This is a genomic window from Kitasatospora purpeofusca (assembly GCF_036010405.1).
GTDB lineage: Bacteria > Actinomycetota > Actinomycetes > Streptomycetales > Streptomycetaceae > Kitasatospora > Kitasatospora purpeofusca.
The window spans coordinates 582,179-598,454 of the sequence record NZ_CP108561.1 but is presented as its reverse complement, the minus strand read 5'-3'; the positions used below and the strand labels follow the sequence as shown (position 1 = coordinate 598,454).

The window sequence follows — 16,276 nt, the reverse complement described above, 5'->3', positions numbered from 1 at the left end:
TCATCGGCGCCGTGCCCGGCCACGCCCGGCGCGGCCGTCGGCACCCCGGCGCGGGGCGGATCCAGTCTGAGCGGGCATACCCCTATGATGCCCGCGCCCGGCCCGGCGGCATCGGCCGGGTCGGCCGGTGCCCGACGTCGGGCGGCGGCCCGCGGCCCCGCTCAGACCGCCTGGTACGCGGCCGGGTCCTCGCCCGGGGCGGGGCGGCGCGGCCGGCCCGGGCCGGAGCCGGGGACCACCGACAGCTGCGGCACCCCGCCGGGCCGGACGCCCCGCCCCGGCGCCTCGATCACCTCGCAGCCCGCCCGGGCGAACCGCCGGACGATCTCGGCGGCCGCCCGGTCGTCGAGCGCGAACACGAACGGGCCCGGCACCAGCACCACGTCCAGCCAGCCGCGCTCGGCCGCCACCAGCAGGTTCTCCAGCGCCGGCAGCGGTCCCTGGGTGCTGAGCCCGTGGTCGCTGTACACGTCCGGCGTCGGCAGTCCGAACCGGTCGGCCAGCTGCTCCATGGCGGTCCGCATGTAGTCCGCCTCCCGCGCGTCGTAGGGCCGGCACCGCAGGTACATCGCGGCCCGCCGCATCGTCGGACGTGCCGGTCGGTGGAGGTCGTACATGCCGTTCACCTGGCTCTGGTCACTGTGCGTGTGGGGGAGGAGGGCACCGGGCGGCAGGTGGGGGAGGGGCTGGGCCGGGGCGACTCCCGGCGGCCACCGGGCCGATACCCAGCGGACTCCCGGAATGGTACGGGGATCAATGGGGGCCACTACCCATTGCTGCGCGGGGCCGTGAGTACGACCCCCACCCGGCCCGCGCGCCGTCTCCGCCAGGCGCCCGCCCGTCCGGCCCCGGACGCCTTCCGGTGCCGCTTCGGCGTTGCTGTGAGTGACCATCCGGAACGCCGACGTGGTCGCGGTGCCGCTCGCGATGAAGCCGCACTGCCGGGCCGCCGGGCCGCATACCTCGGGGATCCGCCCGGTTGGCAGCCTCCGAGGAAGGGTCGACCCGAAAAACCCGGGCGCGTGCGGTCCCGTCCGGCTGGAAGTATCGGGTCATGTCGAGAGATCCCTTACTGGCCAGGGCCCGGGCTGTGTGGCAGGAGCTGGCCTCGGTGCCGGTGCCGGTGCCGGTGTCGTTCGGTCCGGCGGGCGGCGTCGACGTCGTCGTGTCCCCCGGGTCGAGGTTCTGCCCGCGCGGGTGGACGGGCATCGTGGTCCTGGGCGGGGCCGCCGTCGTGACGGCTCCGACCAGGGAGGCCGCCGCCCGCATCCGCACGGCGCTGGCGGGGCTGCCGGTCGACCGGCTGACCGATCCGGAGTCGGTCGGGGGAGTGCTCCCGACCGGCGAGGTCCTCGGGCCCGCGGTGCTGGCCTACCTCGCCGAGGAGGACTTCCGGCCGGCCGCGCCGCCGACGGACCTGCGCGTCGAGGAAGCCGCCGCCGGGTCCGTCGAGCTGGGCCCGCTGGAACGGGCTGCAGGGGCGGCGGACGCCGACGAGGCCGGTCTGGACGGGATGTCCTCGCCGGCGTTCGTCGTCCGGGTGGCCGGCCAGGTGGTCGCTGCCGCCGGGTACCGCGCATGGCCGGGCCGCGCGGCCCACGTGGGTGTCCTGACCGCGCCTGCCTGGCGTGGCAGGGGTCTGGCTCGCGCGACCGGTTCCTCGGCGGTGCGTCATGCGCTCGCGCAGGGGTTGCTGCCGCAGTGGCGGGCCCGGATCCCGGCGTCGCGGAGGGTCGCGCTCGCGCTCGGGTTCAGCGAGCTGGGCTCCCAGCTGAGTATCGAGCTGCTCTGAGGACCGGGCTGCGTTTGGGCACGGGGCCTGCGGGGAACGGGAGTTCGACAATGCACCTGATCAACCGACCGAAGGGCCAGGACCGTTGACTCCTCCGCCACCGGGGCGGGTCGATCCCGACCTGGCCGACCGCCTGACCGACGCGGTACTGCTCTCCGGACTCCCGGTCGCCTTCGGCGAGGAGGGGCCCGGCGTGCGGATCCGTCCGGCCCGGCCCGCCAGCGACGCCGACCGGTGCGCGGGCGCGGCGGCGCTCGACTGGCTGCCGTCCCCCCGGCTGGCCGGCGCCGCCGCGATGGCCGAACCGGGGCAGCCGGCCGGTCCGGCCCGGGAGGTGGTCGGGACGGCCATGGAGAACGCGCTCGCCGAGTTCCTGCCGGCGTTCGGGCTGGAGGCCGCCCGGGACGGCTCCGGCCGGGAGCTGCGGGTCGCCCCGCCGGCCCTCCCGGCCGCCGGGCTCCGCGTCCCGCCCCGGGTCCTGGCCGCCCGGCCCGCCGGGCCGACCCCGGCCGAACTCGGCGTCCCCGCCGCCCTGCTGGACGCGCTCCGGCGCAGCACGGCGCTCGCCGGCCTGCCGCTCGCCGCCCACCTCGGCGGCACCGGAATCACCCTGGCACCGTGCTCGTCGGCCGAGGGCCCGGGCACGGACCCGACCGGGGACCCGACCGGTGGTCCGGGTGCGGACGGTGCGGCGGACCTCGGTTGGAACCCGTCCCGCCGACTCGCCGACCTGGCCGACAGCGACCGCCCGGAGGCACCCGCCGCCGCCACCGCCCGCGCGGCGGTCGACGCCGCGATGCGCCACGCCCTCGGCACCGCCCTGCGCGCTTGCGGCACCGAACTGCGCTGGCTGCACGCCCTCCAACGCCTGCGCGTCTACGGCGAGTCCGCCCCGACGATCCGCCGCTGACCGCCCGTCCCGCTGTTGGCCGGCCGGTTTCACGGGATCCGCCCTTGGGTGACGGCGATCACGGCTTGAGTGGGACGACTCCGCGAGGAATCACGGTCGACGGGCGGACACGGATACGGGAGGATCCGCAGACCGAGGACCGAAGGCGGGGGAGTCCGGTGATCACTCAGGGCGTGACGGTCACGACGCGGTGCGACGACTGCGGTGGTGTGCTGATCCGCGACGTCGGCCAGTTCATCGACTGCGGGCAGCTGTGGTGGGGCACCGAAGGGCAATGCCGGACCTGTCCCCGCGCATGGTGCGAGCAGGACAGCGGCGCGGTGACTCCGGAGGGGATCCGGCAGGCACTGTTGGCGGAGCACGGCCCCGCTCGACTTCGCCTTGCGGGGCCCGGGACGAGCTCTGTCCCGGTCCTGCGCGCCCTGCGAGAGATGCACGGGCTGTCGCTGGCACAGGCACGGACGATGGCCGATGAGTTGAGGACTGCCGGCTTGACCGGCACGCTGGTCGAAATGGAGCTTGTGGCCGCCGCACTCGGACGTCGCTCGGTCGCGGTGGCCGTCGAATCGGCGGCCGACTGACGGCCACCTGACCGGCCGGAAGGGGCCGGCCGGAAGGGGCCGGCAGGTCAGGAACCGGCTGAAGCCCGGCCGGTCTCGTCGAGGTTCGACGGTCCGGCCGGGGCGGCCCGTCAGTGCGCGGTGACCCAGTAGGCGGGGAGCGGGCGGTTGCCGTGGGGTGCGGCGACGGCCCGCAGGACGTCGCTCTGGCTGAGGACGAGTTGCCGTACCGGTTCGGGCAGCGCGGCCAGTCGTTCCCCTCGGGCGATCAGGTCGAGACAAGCGGTGATCTCCCAGTCCGCGTCCTGGAGTGCGCCGGTGTCGACCGGCCCGTCTCCGTCCGCCGTCCAGCCCGTCGCGGGCAGGAGCCGCAGCAGCGCCTCGCGGGAGAAGGACGTGCGGATGTTGCCCTCGCCGTGCGAGCCCGCGGCCTCGATCTGGCCCTGGACCAGTACCGCGAGCAGGTGCGCCAGCTGGTCGCCGCGGGTGGGTGTCAGGTCCCACTCGGTGAACCACAGGCGGTGCGCCCAGGGCCGCACCCGGGCCAGCGTGTCGCGCAGTTGCCCGAGCGAGGCGAAGTACCAGGAGCAGTGGGCGAGCACGACGTGGTCGAAGGCTTCGGAAGGGAAGTCGACGGACGGGTCGCGGACGTCGGTGCTGAAGCGGAAGTCGATGCGCGGCCCGAGCGGGCCCGCCGCGAGCCGGGCCGCCGATTCCCCGAGCGTGACCGGCGCCCCGTAGGTCGGAGCGGCGACATCGACGGCCACCACGCGCCCCCGGGGCCCGACGGCCTCCGCGAGGACGGCGGTCATGTCGCCCTGTCCGCAACCCAGTTCGAGGACGGTGGATCCGGGCCCGATGTCCCAGCTGTCCACGAGCGAAGCGCGGTGGCGTGTCTGTACCAGCTGGGCGTCCGGGCTGTGGTCGGCGGCGGCCATGGCCCTCACGAGCGACGGAATCCTGGCGTGGAGATCGAAGTGCTTCACACAATCCTCAGTGGCTGTTCGACGAACCGGTGGGTGAGGCCGAGGGTACGAGACGCCGCTCGGCGGCGCCTGCGATTTCTCGCCCCAGTCCTGCCCACGACAACAGCAGGTCCCATCAGGCTTCAGTGAGAATCGCTCTGCCTCCGGTCAGTGGGGGCAGTGTCTTGAGTGTCCTCGTCGGCCGGTGCGGTGCCGGTGCTCCGCTCGTGGTGGTCCAGGAGGCGGGTCAGCAACTCCGTGAGGCGGGCGCGGTCGTCGGCGTCGAGGGGGGCGAGCAGGGCGTCCTGGGCCGCGTCGACGACGGTGTCGAGTCGCCGGAGGTGGGCGCGTCCCTCGGTGGTCACGGTGATGACGTTGCGTCGGCGGTCGGCCGGGTCGGGTGTGCGCTCGACCAGGCCGCGTTCGGCGAGTTCGTTGACGACCGCGACCATGTCGCTGCGGTAGATGCCGGTGCGGCGGCTGAGGTCCGACTGGCTGGCCGGGCCGCCCTCGGTGAGTGCGGTGAGGGCGGCGAAGTGCCATTTGCGGGCGCCCTCCGCCGCCAGGCCGTCGTTCACCAGGCGGTCGGCGTGCAGGGCGTTGACGGCCAGCAGTCGGCTGGGCAGGCCGCGGACGCGGGCCGGGGCGGCGTGGTCGGTCATGGCGCCCGGGGTGTGGCGGGGCGTCTCGTCGTTCTTCACGCCCCGCAGTCTAGCCGTTGTGTTAGTCACTCTAACGATGTAACGTCGTGAATGTCAGACCGTTAGTGCGACTAACGGATTAGGTGAGGGCGGTCGAGCGCCCCGCCGTGCCCCGCGTGCCCCGCCGTACCCCGAGAGGAACCGTCCCGATGCCCACCGTCCCCGTGATCGACTCCCATCTCGCCTACCTGGACGCCGGAACCGACGCGGGCGGCCCGCCCGTGGTGCTCCTGCACGGCAACCCCACCTCCTCCCACCTCTGGCGCAACGTCGTCCCGCACCTGGCCGGCCGGTCCCGGGTGCTCGCGCCCGACCTGATCGGCATGGGGGCCTCCGGCAAGCCGGACATCGACTACGGCTTCGACGACCAGGCCCGCTACCTGGACGCCTGGTTCGAGGCGCTGGGCCTCGACCGGGTCGTCCTCGTCGGCCACGACTGGGGCGGCGCCCTGGCTCTCGACCGGGCGGCCCGGTATCCGGACCGGGTCGCCGGGGTCGTGCTGCTGGAGACCTTCCTCAAGCCGCTGGCTGCCGAGGAGTTGCCGCCGCCCGCCCGGGCCCGCGCGGAGGCGTTCCGTACGCCCGGCGTCGGCGAGGAACTCGTGCTGGAGCGGAACATCTTCATCGAGACGGCCTTCAAGGGCGGGGTGCTCCACCCGTTGGGCGAGGAGGAGGTCCGGCCCTACCGGGAGCCGTTCCCGACGCCGGAGAGCCGCCGCCCGATGCTGGCCTGGTCCCGGATGACGCCGATCGACGGCGACCCGGCCGAGGTGGTCGCCCGGGTGGAGGCGTACGGCGGCTGGCTGGCCGGCAGCCCGGAAGTGCCGAAGCTGCTGCTGACCTTCGACTCCTCGCCGACCCTGCTGGTGGGGGAGGCCGTGGTCGCCTGGGCGCGCGAGCACGTCGTCGCGCTCACCGTGGAGCACTGCGGACCGGCCGGGCACCACGCCCCCGAGGACCGGCCGGAGGCCATCGGCCGGGCGATCGCCGACTGGCTCGGACGGCACCGCCTCTCGGTCGCCAACACACCTGCCGCGCAGGCGGATTGATTGTTCGTCGACCGGGTGGTCCAGACCATTGACGAGGGGCTGCGCGCTGCCTACGGTATGGGCATTCACCTGGCGCAGGCATGCCAAGATCCCCTTGGTCGGCGCACCCCCACGCGCGCGTCCTGGGCCGGGCGCACTCTCCATCCCCCCACGGAGGAGCATCATGCGCAAACGCCTTGCCGTCGGCGCGGCCCTGGCCGCCGTCGCCGTCCCGCTCGCGATGGCCGTCCCGGCCAGTTCGCACGGATTCATCAACCTGCCGCCGAGCCGCTCGGCCCTGTGCGGCGCGGGTGTCGTCAAGAACTGCGGCGACATCCAGTGGGAGCCGCAGAGCGTCGAGGGCCCGAAGGGCTTCCCGACCCGCGGCCCCGCGGACGGCACCATCTGCGCAGGGGCGGACGCCCGTTGGGCCCCGCTCGACAACCCGCGGAACGGCGCCTGGCCCACCACCAGGGTGACGGCCGGCGGTCAGCAGACCTTCACCTGGGAGATCGAGGCCCGGCACTCGACCACGAACTTCCGGTACTTCCTGACCAAGCCCGGCTACGACCCGACCCAGAAGATCACCCGGGCGAACCTGGACCTCACGCCGTTCCTGACGGTCCCCTACAACGGCCGTCAGCCCGCCGCGACCACCACCCACACCGGGACCCTCCCCACGGGTCGCACCGGGCACCACGTGGTCGTCGCGGTCTGGGACGTCGCTGACACGTCGAACGCGTTCTACTCCTGCACCGACGTGCTCTTCTGAGCCGACCCGACCTCCGGGCCGACTCGACCTCCGGGCCGACACGCTCGTCGGAAACAGCACCCGCACCCCGGGGCCGGTCGACGGCCCCGGGGTGCGGGTGCGCCGCTCAGCCCTCGGTCCAGCCGTGGCCCTTGGCGCACCGGAGCATCGCCTCGCGCACCTTGAGCACCTGCTCGCCGGTCAGCGACGGCGCGTGCGCCAGCAGCAACTCCGTCACCTCCACCACGAACTCGGCGGAGGTGAGCACGTCGCACTCCGCGTCGTCGTGGTCGGCCGCGGACCGCGGGACGAGCGGGACCGGACCGGCCGCCCCGGCCGGACGCGCGGTCGCACCCTTGGGGAGCCGCACCGACGAGGCCTTGAGCCCCCGGTCGCCCTCCTCCATCTCGAACTCGACCACCAGGCCGGAGTGCACCACGGACTCCGGCATCAACATGTCATTGACGTGCAGGAAGACATCCTCCCCGCCGTGGTCCGGAGCGATGAACCCGTAACCCCGCACGCTGTCGTAACGCACCACACGACCGGTGACCACTTCATACCCCCAAGGACAACCCGGGCCCCCTGCCCGACACCTGACGTAGAGGATAGACGACCGGGCGCCGGCGGCGGGGGCGGACCGCGCCGTCACCGGACCAGACCCGCCCCCCGGGCCCGCCGGCGGACGATCATCGCGAGCATCACCGTGCACACGAACGCGGCCAGCGCGGTCGCACCCCAGAACGGGATGGCGATCCCGCTCGGCCGCTCGGTGATCATCCGGTTGCCGTCGAGCCACACCGAGGTCTCGCGGCCGTCCGCGTACAGCTTCCGGGTCGGCCGCTCCTCGCGGAACTCGTGGTCGTCGACGAACCAGCGGTAGGTGCAGCCGTAGAGGTCGTGCCCGATGTTCTGGTCGTCGACGCTGCGGCCGGTGACCCGGCAGTCGACCGTCGTGGCGGCGACCCGGCGCGGTTCGTGCCGCGCCGCGTCGACGGCGTGGGCGGTCTGCGCGGCCGCGAACACCGTGCCCAGCGCGAACGCGGGGACCGTCAGCAGGCCGACCCAGGCCGCCGCGTAGTCGCGGTCGGACAGCTCGTTGACCACCGTCCGGGCGGTGGCGAGCAGCGCCACCAGGGCGGCGCCGGCGGCCAGCAGCCAGCCGGTCCGGTCGCCCGGCGTGTCCTGCGACTCCCACCACACGACCGGCGCGGCCGAGGCCACCAGCCCCGCCGCCGCCACCGGCACCAGCAGGGCGCGCCGCCGCTGCGCCGCCGTCCACCGTTCCCTGTCCGCAGCCGTCAACCCGGCCCCCCTTCCCCCGGGTTACCCCGGGGCCCCGTAGTGGCGGACGCCCCCCCGGACGTCCGCCGCGACGAGTGTCACGCGCCGCCGCCCCGCGTGCCCACCCCGCCACCGGCCCCGGGTCCGGTCCGGGTCGGAACGGTGACACGGCCGCGACATCGTCACGGCGGATCCGGGGTCCGTGCTCGAACCCACCGCCTGCGGGGCGGCGTTGGGGAACGGCCCCGCCCGGCAGCACCGTCGGTGCTGTTGGCGCCGGAGGGGGGCGGACCGGGGCCGGTCGTGGACCTCCCGGGGACGACCACCGCCGCCGGACCGCGCCGGCCGGGGGCATGATCCGGCCATCGATCGAATTCCGTGCGCGGACGGCAGGTTCGTCGTAGCATCGACGCCGGAACGCGCGAAAGCACAGCCCGGTCGGTAGTCCGGGCGCCGTCGGCCCCGGCCGACGGCCAGTCATTCCCTCCCAGGGTGTCCGGTGCGTTCCTCCCGGTGCGCGATCGCGCGCGGGACGCGGCACCACCATGGGGGGAAGCAGCATGCCGAGGACGTCCGCCGCCCGGCCGCCGGAGACCGCGATCGCGGGCCGGCCGTGCCGCGCCGACGCCGGGCGCGCTGCCGCCGGACGCCGTCCGGTCGAGCACCGTCCGGTCGAGCACTGTTCGGCCGAACGCCGTCCCACCGCTGCGTGTTCCCAGGAGAGACGGGCCCCGGCCCGGAGGCGTACGGGCAGATAGCGCCCGCCCTTTCCCAGGCACGCCCCCGGCGGCCCCCGGCGACTCCCCGAGCCGCGCGGTCGGCCCGTCCTCCGCCCCGCCCGGACACCCGAACGTCCGATTGTCGATCCTTCGTGGAAAGAGATCTGACCGTTCGTCAGTTGACGTTTGCGGGAGACGGATCGGCCCGCGTGCGATCCGTGGCACGACCCAATCGAGAACGATCAGGAGATCACTGTGCGCATACTCTTCACCGGCCCGGCCGCGCCGAGCCACCTCTTCCCGATGGTGCCGACCGCCCAGGCCCTGCGGGCCGCCGGGCACGAGGTGCTGTTCGCCAGTCCGAGCCCGTACGACCAGCTCCGGCAGGCCGGCTTCCCGATCACCACGATCGGCGACGGGCGGCCGCTGAAGGAGTCCTTCGAGGCGACCTCCGGCGGTCCGATGAGCTACGCCCAGCCGGGTATGACCCAGGACGAGATCCTGGACATGGCCGCGGCCGCCTTCGCCCACGCCTCGCGCTCCACGGTGGAGGACCTGCTCGCGGTCGCCGAGGGCTGGGGCGCCGACCTGCTCGTCCACGACTCCTGCCTGGCCTCCGCCCAGCTGGTCGCGGCCCGGCTCGGCATCCCGGCGGCGCTGCAGAACTTCGGCCTCAGCTCCGGCCTCGACCTGGCCGGCCGGCTGGCCGTCCACTTCACCGACGTCTACGAGAAGTACGGCGTGGCCGCCCCCGCGCCGACCACGCCGCTGAACATCGTCCCGGCCTCGCTCGGCGGCGACCCGGGCGGCCTGCGGATGCGCTACCTCCCGTACAACGGCGGGGGTGTGGTCCCGGTCGAGCTGCTGGGGCGGGGCCACCGGCCGAGGGTCGCGGTGACCCTGGGCACCGTCATCGTCGGTATCGACGGCCTGTCGGCGATCGCCCGGCTGGTCGAGTCCGCCGGCGCGGTGGACGCCGAGTTCCTGCTCGCCGTCGGCGACGCCGACCTCGGCAACCTGGGCACCCTGCCGGACAACGTCCGCCCGCTGCCCTGGGTGCCGCTCGCGGAGCTGCTGCGGGTCTGCGACGCGGTGGTCCACCACGGCGGGTCCGGCAGCACCCTCACCGGACTCCAGGCGGGTGTGCCCCAACTGATGCTGCCCCAGGGCGCCGACAACTTCGCGGTGGCCGACGCCCTGACCGCTACGGGGGCGGCCCTGAGCTCCACCTCCGACGCCGTCGACACCGCGCTGCTCACCCGGCTCGTCGCCGACCCGGCGCTGCGCGAGGGCGCCGCACGCCTGCGGGCCGAGAACGAGGCCCTGCCGACCCCGGCGGCCCTCGTCCCCGACATCGAGGCCCTCGTCACCGGCCACCGGTGACCGTTCCGGACGCCCGCCGCGGGCGCTGAGGGGGAACCGCTTTCCGTCCCCGGTGGAGGTGCCGCCCCGCACCCCCACCGGGGACGGGACCCGCACGGGTGCGTCGGGGGCGGGAGCGGACCGCACCGATCACCACCCGCCGGGCCCGGCCGGGGCCGTCCCTGGGTGATCCTCCAGCTCCGGAGCGGTGCGCTGGTGTGCGGATCCACTCGTTCCGGGCGTGGCGCGTTGCTGCAATACCCATGTCGATCTGTCGAGGACGGTGGATGCACATGGACCTGAACACCGTGGTGGAACTGCGCGATGCGCGCGAACGCGGGACGTGGCGGCCGGGGGACGCCTGGCTGGGGGGCGGAACGTACCTGTTCTCGGAGCCCCAGCCGCACCTCCGGCGGCTGTTCGACCTCGGCCGGATGGGCTGGGAGCCGCTGCGGCCCACCCCGGACGGCGGGCTGGAGATCGCCGCGACCTGTACGATCGCGCAGCTCTCCCGCCACCCGAAGCCGGCCGGCTGGACGGCGGCGCCGCTGTTCGAGCAGTGCTGCCGGGCCTTCCTCGCCTCCTGGAAGATCTGGAACGCGGCCACCGTCGGCGGCAACCTCTGCAACGGCCTGCCGGCCGGGCCGATGATCTCCCTCACCGCCGCCCTCGACGGCGTCTGCCGCCTGCTCGACCGGAACGGCGCGACCCGCACCCTGCCGGTCGGGGACTTCGTGCTCGGCGCCGGGGTCAAGGACCTGCGGCCGGGCGAGCTGCTGCGCTCGGTCACCCTGCCCGGCCGGGCGCTGGCCCGGCGGACGGCGTTCCGGCAGGCGTCCCTCTACGGCCTCGGTCGTTCCGGCGCCCTGGTGATCGGCACCCTGGACCCGGTGGACGGGGAGTTCGCGCTGCACATCACCGCGGCCACGGTCCGGCCGGTCCGGCTGGGCTTCGCCGTGCCGCCGAACGCCGAGGCGGTGCGCGAGGCGGTGGAGCACGCCGTCGCGCCGGAGGAGTACTTCGACGACATCCACGGCCTGCCGGCCTGGCGGCGGCACATGACCCTGCGGTTCGCCGAGGAGGTCCGGCGCGAGCTGGTCGAGCCGGACCGACCGGTCGAGAGGGCCAGGCCGGTCGGTCCGGTCGAGCCGGTCGCGGCCACGGCACCCGACACCACCGAGGAGGCCGGCCGATGAGCTTCACCGTCCGCGTCAACGGCGAGGACTCCGACGCGGAGCCGCGCCCCGGCCAGTGCCTGCGCACCTACCTGCGCGACCGGGGCTGGTTCGGCGTCAAGAAGGGCTGCGACGCCGGCGACTGCGGCGCCTGCACGGTGCACGTCGACGGGGAGCCGGTGCACAGCTGCCTCTACCCGGCACGGCGCGCCGACGGCCGCACGGTGACCACCGTCGAGGGACTCGCCACCGAGGACGGCCTCCACCCCGTGCAGCAGCGCTTCCTCGACGCCCAGGGCTTCCAGTGCGGCTTCTGCACGGCCGGTTTCCTGATGACCGCCGCCGTGCTCGACGAGGACCAGCTCGCCGACCTGCCGAGGGCGCTGAAGGGGAACCTGTGCCGCTGCACCGGCTACCGGGCGATCGAGGACGCGCTCCGCGGGGTGAAGCACACCGAGGACCCGCCCCCCGGCGAGGCGGTCGGCCGCAGCCCCGGCGCCCCCGCCGGGCCGCAGGTGGTCACCGGGACGGCGCGCTACACCTTCGACCTGGAGGTCGAGGGCCTGCTGCACATGAAGCTGCTCCGCTCCCCGCACCCGCACGCCCGGATCGTCTCCGTCGACACCTCGGCGGCCCTGCGCGTCCCGGGGGTCCGGGCGGTGTTCACCCATCACGACGCGCCGGAGCGCCTCTACTCCTCCGCCCGGCACGAGCACCCGACCGAGGACCCGGACGACACCCGCCCGGTGGCCCCGGCCTTCGCCAACGCGCTGCGCGACGCGACCGGCATCCGGTTCACCGGGACGCCGTTCCTGCGCGACCAGGTGTGGCAGGCGATCGACGAGCACCGCCGAGGCGGGGGAGCCGTCGCCTGAGCGGGGGTACCCGGGCCGGGGCCTGAAGCGGAAGCGCGCGGCCGACCCGCTTGAGGTCGGGACGGCCGCGCGTTCCCCGCACACCGATCCAATCGCGGCGCCACGGTCCGGACCACTGGACATCGGTACCACCCGGGGACCCCGCCGTCGGGTGATCGAACAAGAGGGAAGAAGCCTCTTGCCCCTTGTATTTACCATGCCCGAACGCACAGAAACATCGCATGGGCGAGGGTGGCCCGCGCGTACGGCACAGGGAGCACAACATGATCGTCGGGGACCTCCTGGCGCTGGACGAACTGCACATCGAGGTGGCCTGGGCGACCCCCGACCTGCTCGGCCGCGAGGTCACCGGGGTGACCTCCACCGACCTCCAGGACCCCGCCCGCTACCTCAGGGCGGGCGAGATCGTGCTCACCGGTCTGGTGTGGTGGCGGCCCGAGGACACCCGCCCCGCCCCGAGGCTCGCCACCGCCCTGCGCTTCGCCAACGCCCTGCGCAGCGCCGAGGCAGCCGCGCTGCTGGCCGGCGAGGGCACCCACGGCACCGTCCCGCCGGAACTGGCCGAGGCCTGCCGCCGCCACGGCGTGCCACTGCTGTCCGTGCCCAGCGGCACCAGCTTCCGGGCCGTCACCGACCGGATCTACCTGCGGCTGTGGGGCGACCTCCAGGCCGGCGCCGAGGGCCGGGCCGGACTGCCGGCCGAGGTCCGGCGCACCCTGACCTCGATGCTGGGCGCGGACGCGCCACTGGGCGGACTGCTGCGCCGGGCCGTCGCCGACCTGGGCGTGCCCGACTGCTCGCTGGTCACCGGCGCCGGCCGGGTGCTGGCCTCCTCCGCGGACACCCGCCCGGCCCCGATCCCCGCCCCGATCCTCACCCCGGCCCCGGCCCCGGTTCCGACCCCCGCCCCGATCCCGGTCGGCCCGCCCGGTACGACGCCCTTCGACGGCTGGCTGCTGCAGCCGCACACCGAACCGGGGGCCCGCCGCCGCCACGATGCTGCACGGCCTGGCCGAACTGCTCGCACCGCTCGCCGAACGCGCCCGGGCCACCGCCGCCGCCCAACGGCAGGCCGGTACCCGGCTGCTGGAACTCCTCGCCGCCGGCGCCGACCCCGAAGCCGACCACGCCCTGTCCCTCGCCGGGCTGCCGCCGAGGCTGCCGCTGACCCCCGTCGCCGCCCGCTTCGGCACCGCCGCCACAACCGCCGCCCCGCCGACCCCCGCCGACCCCTCCGGGGCCTGGGCGGCCGCCGCCCTCGCCGAGGCCCTGCACCCGACGGCCGCCCCGTTCGTCGCCGCCCCGGACGGCCGGGGCGGCGCCGTGACCCTGGTCGCCCTCCCCGAGGACGCCGTCGCGGCCGCCCTGGACATCGCACTGCCCCGGCTCGGCGCCGGTCGGGCGGGCACCCCGGCCGGACCGGGACGGCCCGCCGCCGGCGTCGGCCCCACCGTCCCGCCCACCGCCGCCGACCTGCGCCCGGCCCTGGTGCAGGCCCGCTACGCCCTGGACGCCCGCCCGCCCGGAGCCGTCGGCCGCTGGGCGGGCACGGCCTCCCTCGCCGACCTGCTGCGCGGCATCCCGCCCGAGGTCACCGCCGCCTTCCACGAACGGCTCCTCGCCCCGCTGGTCCACCACGACCGGCAGAACACGATCTCCCTGGTCGCCACCCTCGATGCCTTCCTGCGCCACAACGCCTCCTGGTCCCGCACCGCCGAGGCCCTGCACGTCCACGTCAACACCGTGCACTACCGGGTCAAGCGGATCGAGGACCTGACCGGCCGCAGCCTGCTGCGACTCGACGACCGGCTCGACCTGCGCACCGCCCTGCTCTGCGCCCCCGCCGGCCTGCTCCGCGCCCCCACCGCGCCGGAGGCGCCGCCCACCGCCAAGGGGCTTGCGCGCAGGGCGGGCTGACGGCCACTCGGACCGTCACGCAACCGGAACCGCGTTGTTGGTGGTAACCCTGCACAGGACGGGTGCGGTCGCCTATCCTCCAGGCGCACGGCGAGGTACGGCCTCGCCGGACGACTGGGGGGTCGCGGTGGTTCTGCACGGGCGTGCAGCGGTGTTCGAGACGGTCGTACCTTCACTCGTCGGCCTGGAAGTGACCGGCCAGGCACCGGCCGTCAGGACGCGGCGACTGCCCGTCCCGAACGGCACCCCGCCGGTGGTCGAATGCTCGGGCGGGCGGCTCAGCGGGCGCACCGCCCTCCTCGCGGGCCTGGACGCCCGGTACGCGGCACACCTGCGCCGGGCCTCGGCGGACCTGGGCCGTCCCGACCTCGGCCGGGCCGACCTCGCACCGGCCGCCGACGACGAGGACCCGACCCGCCGCAACGCCTCGCACGCCTCCGACCTGCTGTTCCACCTGCGCCAGGAACTGAGCCGCCGGCCCGGGGACTTCGGCGGGACCCTCGCCTTCCCCCGACTCACCCAGGGCCTGCTGGCGGTGACCTCCTGGCAGGCCGTCGGCGCCGGCGAGGCGGAGGCGGCCGTCGGACGCCTGGAGAGCCTGCTCCGCGAGACCGTTGCCGCCGGCCCGGCCCGGCGCGCCCGGGTGGCCCAGTGGATGCAGCAGGCCGCCGCCGGCCCGGCTGCGGGCCCCGCGGCCGGGGCGAACCCGCTCGTCGCCGCACTGGTCGACCTCGTCACCCCCGAGCTGCTCGGCCCCTCCGCCCACCGGCACGGGCTGCGCTGGTGGGCCCTCCGGCAGGTCGCCGGCCCCGGCCCCGACCACGTCCAGCTCTCCGAACTGGCCCGGCGCTTCCGCGGCGACCCGGACGACCGGGAGGTCGCGGAGCGCCACCTGATGGCCGCGTTCCTGGCGGACATCGACAGCCACTACACCTGGTCGCGCCGGATGAACCGGCTGCCGCGCCCGCTGCTGCTCCTCGACAACGCCCACAGCCCGCTCGGCCGGCCGGTGGTGCGCACACTGCTCCAGGTCTGGCACGAGGAACCGCCCGGGACCCGGCCGGGCGTGATCACCACCGTCCTGGCCCGGGAGCCGTCCGGCCACGACGCCGACGACACCGCGCCGTCGACGCGCCGCGCCGGGAGCCCGTTCTGGCGCCAGGACCGCCCCGGGACGGCGACCGGCTGGACGGTGCGGCTGCCGCTGGCCGGACTCGGGCTGGAGGAGGTCACCCTGATGTTCGGCACCGAGCACCCCCCGTCCGGCACCGCCCGGGTCGTCCACCGGCTCAGCGCGGGCCGGGCCGGGATCGCCCACGCCCTGGTGGAGGCCGCCCGCAGGGCGATCCGCCAGGGGGACAGCGCGGAGCCGCGCTGGCTGCTCGACCTCCCGGCCCACGACGCGCCCGCGCGGACGGTCCACGAACAGCTGCTCCGGGTCCTGGTCCCCGGGGAGCGCGACCGCGAGCGGCTCACGTTCTACTCCCCGGCCCTCGACGACGGGGCCGCCGACCTGCTCGGCGCCTACTACCCGCGGACCGACCGCAGCCCGCTCGACGTCCAGGAGGCCAGGCGGCTGCTCGAACGCAACCACTGGGCCGCCGCCGCGCACCAGGCCGTCGACGCCCCGTTCGTCCAGGACCGCACCCTGCGCACCCTGCTCGGCCACCGGCTGGCCGCCCAGGTGGCCGGGGAGCCCGGCATGCAGACCTGGCGGCACCTGCACGGCACCGTGCGCACCCGGTACGCACCGAACGCCACCGGACTGCCCGACCAGGCCCTCCACCACGCGCTCGCCGTGCACGACACCGGAGTCGTCGTCCGCACCCTGCACCAGCGCCTGGCCGAACGGAGCGCCGCCGACTGGCTCGCCTCCGTCAACCTGATCTGCTCCGCGCCGCACCCGCCGACGCCGGTGCCGACCGCCGCCGCGACGAACGAGCAGTGCCAGGCCTGCCAGCACGGCGACCTCGCCGTGCACCAGGCGATCGACCTCCTGGTGCGCAACCTCTGGGTGCAGTCGCACCCGCTCTCGGCACCCACCGGGGCGCTGATCGACAGCATCCGGCTCCAACTGCTCACCCTCGCCCAGTACACCGGGGCGGCCGACCAGGCGGTGTTCTTCCAGGCGCACGAGACCTGGCCCGGGCGGCTGCGCCGCTGGTACCAGGCGCCCGACCTGCCGACGCGGCTCTGACCCGCCGGTCCCGACCACTGCGCCCGGATCCGACCCGCCC

At 75.2% G+C, this 16,276-nt stretch carries 14 protein-coding genes and 2 pseudogenes; 11 read left to right on the top strand and 5 right to left on the bottom strand.

The window, feature by feature from the left end; translation table 11 throughout:
* Positions 1-161 precede the first annotated feature (161 nt).
* Positions 162-617, bottom strand: coding sequence for a recombinase family protein (locus OG715_RS02760; RefSeq protein ID WP_327063877.1), 456 nt, complete (start codon positions 615-617; stop codon positions 162-164).
* A gap of 437 nt (positions 618-1,054) precedes the next feature.
* Between OG715_RS02760 and OG715_RS02755 the strand changes: the two genes are divergently transcribed.
* The 3 genes from OG715_RS02755 to OG715_RS02745 all read left to right on the top strand — a co-directional run bounded on the left by OG715_RS02755 (position 1,055) and on the right by OG715_RS02745 (position 3,283).
* On the top strand, positions 1,055-1,792 hold the full coding sequence (locus tag OG715_RS02755; protein ID WP_327063876.1) for a GNAT family N-acetyltransferase: 738 nt from the start codon (positions 1,055-1,057) through the stop codon (positions 1,790-1,792).
* An 85-nt stretch (positions 1,793-1,877) separates the two neighbouring features.
* Positions 1,878-2,702 carry a hypothetical protein gene (locus OG715_RS02750; RefSeq protein ID WP_327063875.1) on the top strand — a complete coding sequence of 275 codons (825 nt, stop codon included), beginning with the start codon at positions 1,878-1,880 and terminating at the stop codon, positions 2,700-2,702.
* A gap of 158 nt (positions 2,703-2,860) precedes the next feature.
* Positions 2,861-3,283, top strand: coding sequence for a hypothetical protein (locus OG715_RS02745; protein ID WP_327063874.1), 423 nt, complete (start codon positions 2,861-2,863; stop codon positions 3,281-3,283).
* 110 nt (positions 3,284-3,393) lie between these two features.
* On the opposite strand, the gene OG715_RS02740 is transcribed toward OG715_RS02745, so the two are convergent.
* Together OG715_RS02740 and OG715_RS02735 are read right to left on the bottom strand one after the other, a co-directional pair.
* Positions 3,394-4,200 carry a methyltransferase domain-containing protein gene (locus tag OG715_RS02740; RefSeq protein WP_407661084.1) on the bottom strand — a complete coding sequence of 269 codons (807 nt, stop codon included), beginning with the start codon at positions 4,198-4,200 and terminating at the stop codon, positions 3,394-3,396.
* Between the two features lie 170 nt (positions 4,201-4,370).
* Complete coding sequence (locus OG715_RS02735; RefSeq protein ID WP_407660938.1) at positions 4,371-4,928, bottom strand: MarR family winged helix-turn-helix transcriptional regulator; 558 nt, start codon at positions 4,926-4,928, stop codon at positions 4,371-4,373.
* A gap of 149 nt (positions 4,929-5,077) precedes the next feature.
* On the opposite strand from OG715_RS02735, the gene OG715_RS02730 reads away from it, so the two are divergent.
* Together OG715_RS02730 and OG715_RS02725 are read left to right on the top strand one after the other, a co-directional pair.
* Positions 5,078-5,977 (top strand): haloalkane dehalogenase, encoded by a 900-nt coding sequence (locus OG715_RS02730; protein ID WP_327063872.1) that lies wholly within the window; start codon positions 5,078-5,080, stop codon positions 5,975-5,977.
* Between the two features lie 163 nt (positions 5,978-6,140).
* Entirely contained in the window at positions 6,141-6,728 is a 588-nt protein-coding gene (locus tag OG715_RS02725; RefSeq protein WP_327063871.1) for a lytic polysaccharide monooxygenase, read from the top strand.
* Between the two features lie 106 nt (positions 6,729-6,834).
* Here the strand turns inward: OG715_RS02725 and OG715_RS02720 are convergent, their stop codons facing one another.
* The gene (locus tag OG715_RS02720) at positions 6,835-7,263 is read right to left on the bottom strand and encodes a cold-shock protein (protein WP_327063870.1); all 429 of its coding nucleotides are present in this window, start codon (positions 7,261-7,263) and stop codon (positions 6,835-6,837) included.
* A 92-nt stretch (positions 7,264-7,355) separates the two neighbouring features.
* Positions 7,356-8,012 (bottom strand): hypothetical protein, encoded by a 657-nt coding sequence (locus OG715_RS02715; RefSeq protein ID WP_327063869.1) that lies wholly within the window; start codon positions 8,010-8,012, stop codon positions 7,356-7,358.
* A 953-nt stretch (positions 8,013-8,965) separates the two neighbouring features.
* Between OG715_RS02715 and OG715_RS02710 the strand changes: the two genes are divergently transcribed.
* From OG715_RS02710 to OG715_RS02685, 6 genes and pseudogenes are all read left to right on the top strand, one after another.
* Entirely contained in the window at positions 8,966-10,093 is a 1,128-nt protein-coding gene (locus tag OG715_RS02710) for a nucleotide disphospho-sugar-binding domain-containing protein (protein ID WP_327063868.1), read from the top strand.
* 272 nt (positions 10,094-10,365) lie between these two features.
* Entirely contained in the window at positions 10,366-11,268 is a 903-nt protein-coding gene (locus tag OG715_RS02705) for an FAD binding domain-containing protein (RefSeq protein ID WP_327063867.1), read from the top strand.
* Positions 11,265-11,990 (top strand): annotated as a pseudogene (locus tag OG715_RS02700) (2Fe-2S iron-sulfur cluster-binding protein); the annotation flags it as partial. The gene OG715_RS02705 and the pseudogene OG715_RS02700, both read left to right, overlap by 4 nt.
* 353 nt (positions 11,991-12,343) lie before the next feature.
* Positions 12,344-12,706 (top strand): annotated as a pseudogene (locus OG715_RS42345) (PucR family transcriptional regulator ligand-binding domain-containing protein); the annotation flags it as partial.
* Positions 12,707-13,118: 412 nt separating this feature from the next.
* Positions 13,119-14,039 carry a PucR family transcriptional regulator gene (locus OG715_RS02690; RefSeq protein WP_327063865.1) on the top strand — a complete coding sequence of 307 codons (921 nt, stop codon included), beginning with the start codon at positions 13,119-13,121 and terminating at the stop codon, positions 14,037-14,039.
* A 151-nt stretch (positions 14,040-14,190) separates the two neighbouring features.
* Positions 14,191-16,236, top strand: a complete 2,046-nt coding sequence (locus tag OG715_RS02685; RefSeq protein WP_327063864.1) for a hypothetical protein — start codon at positions 14,191-14,193, stop codon at positions 16,234-16,236.
* Positions 16,237-16,276: the final 40 nt, after the last annotated feature.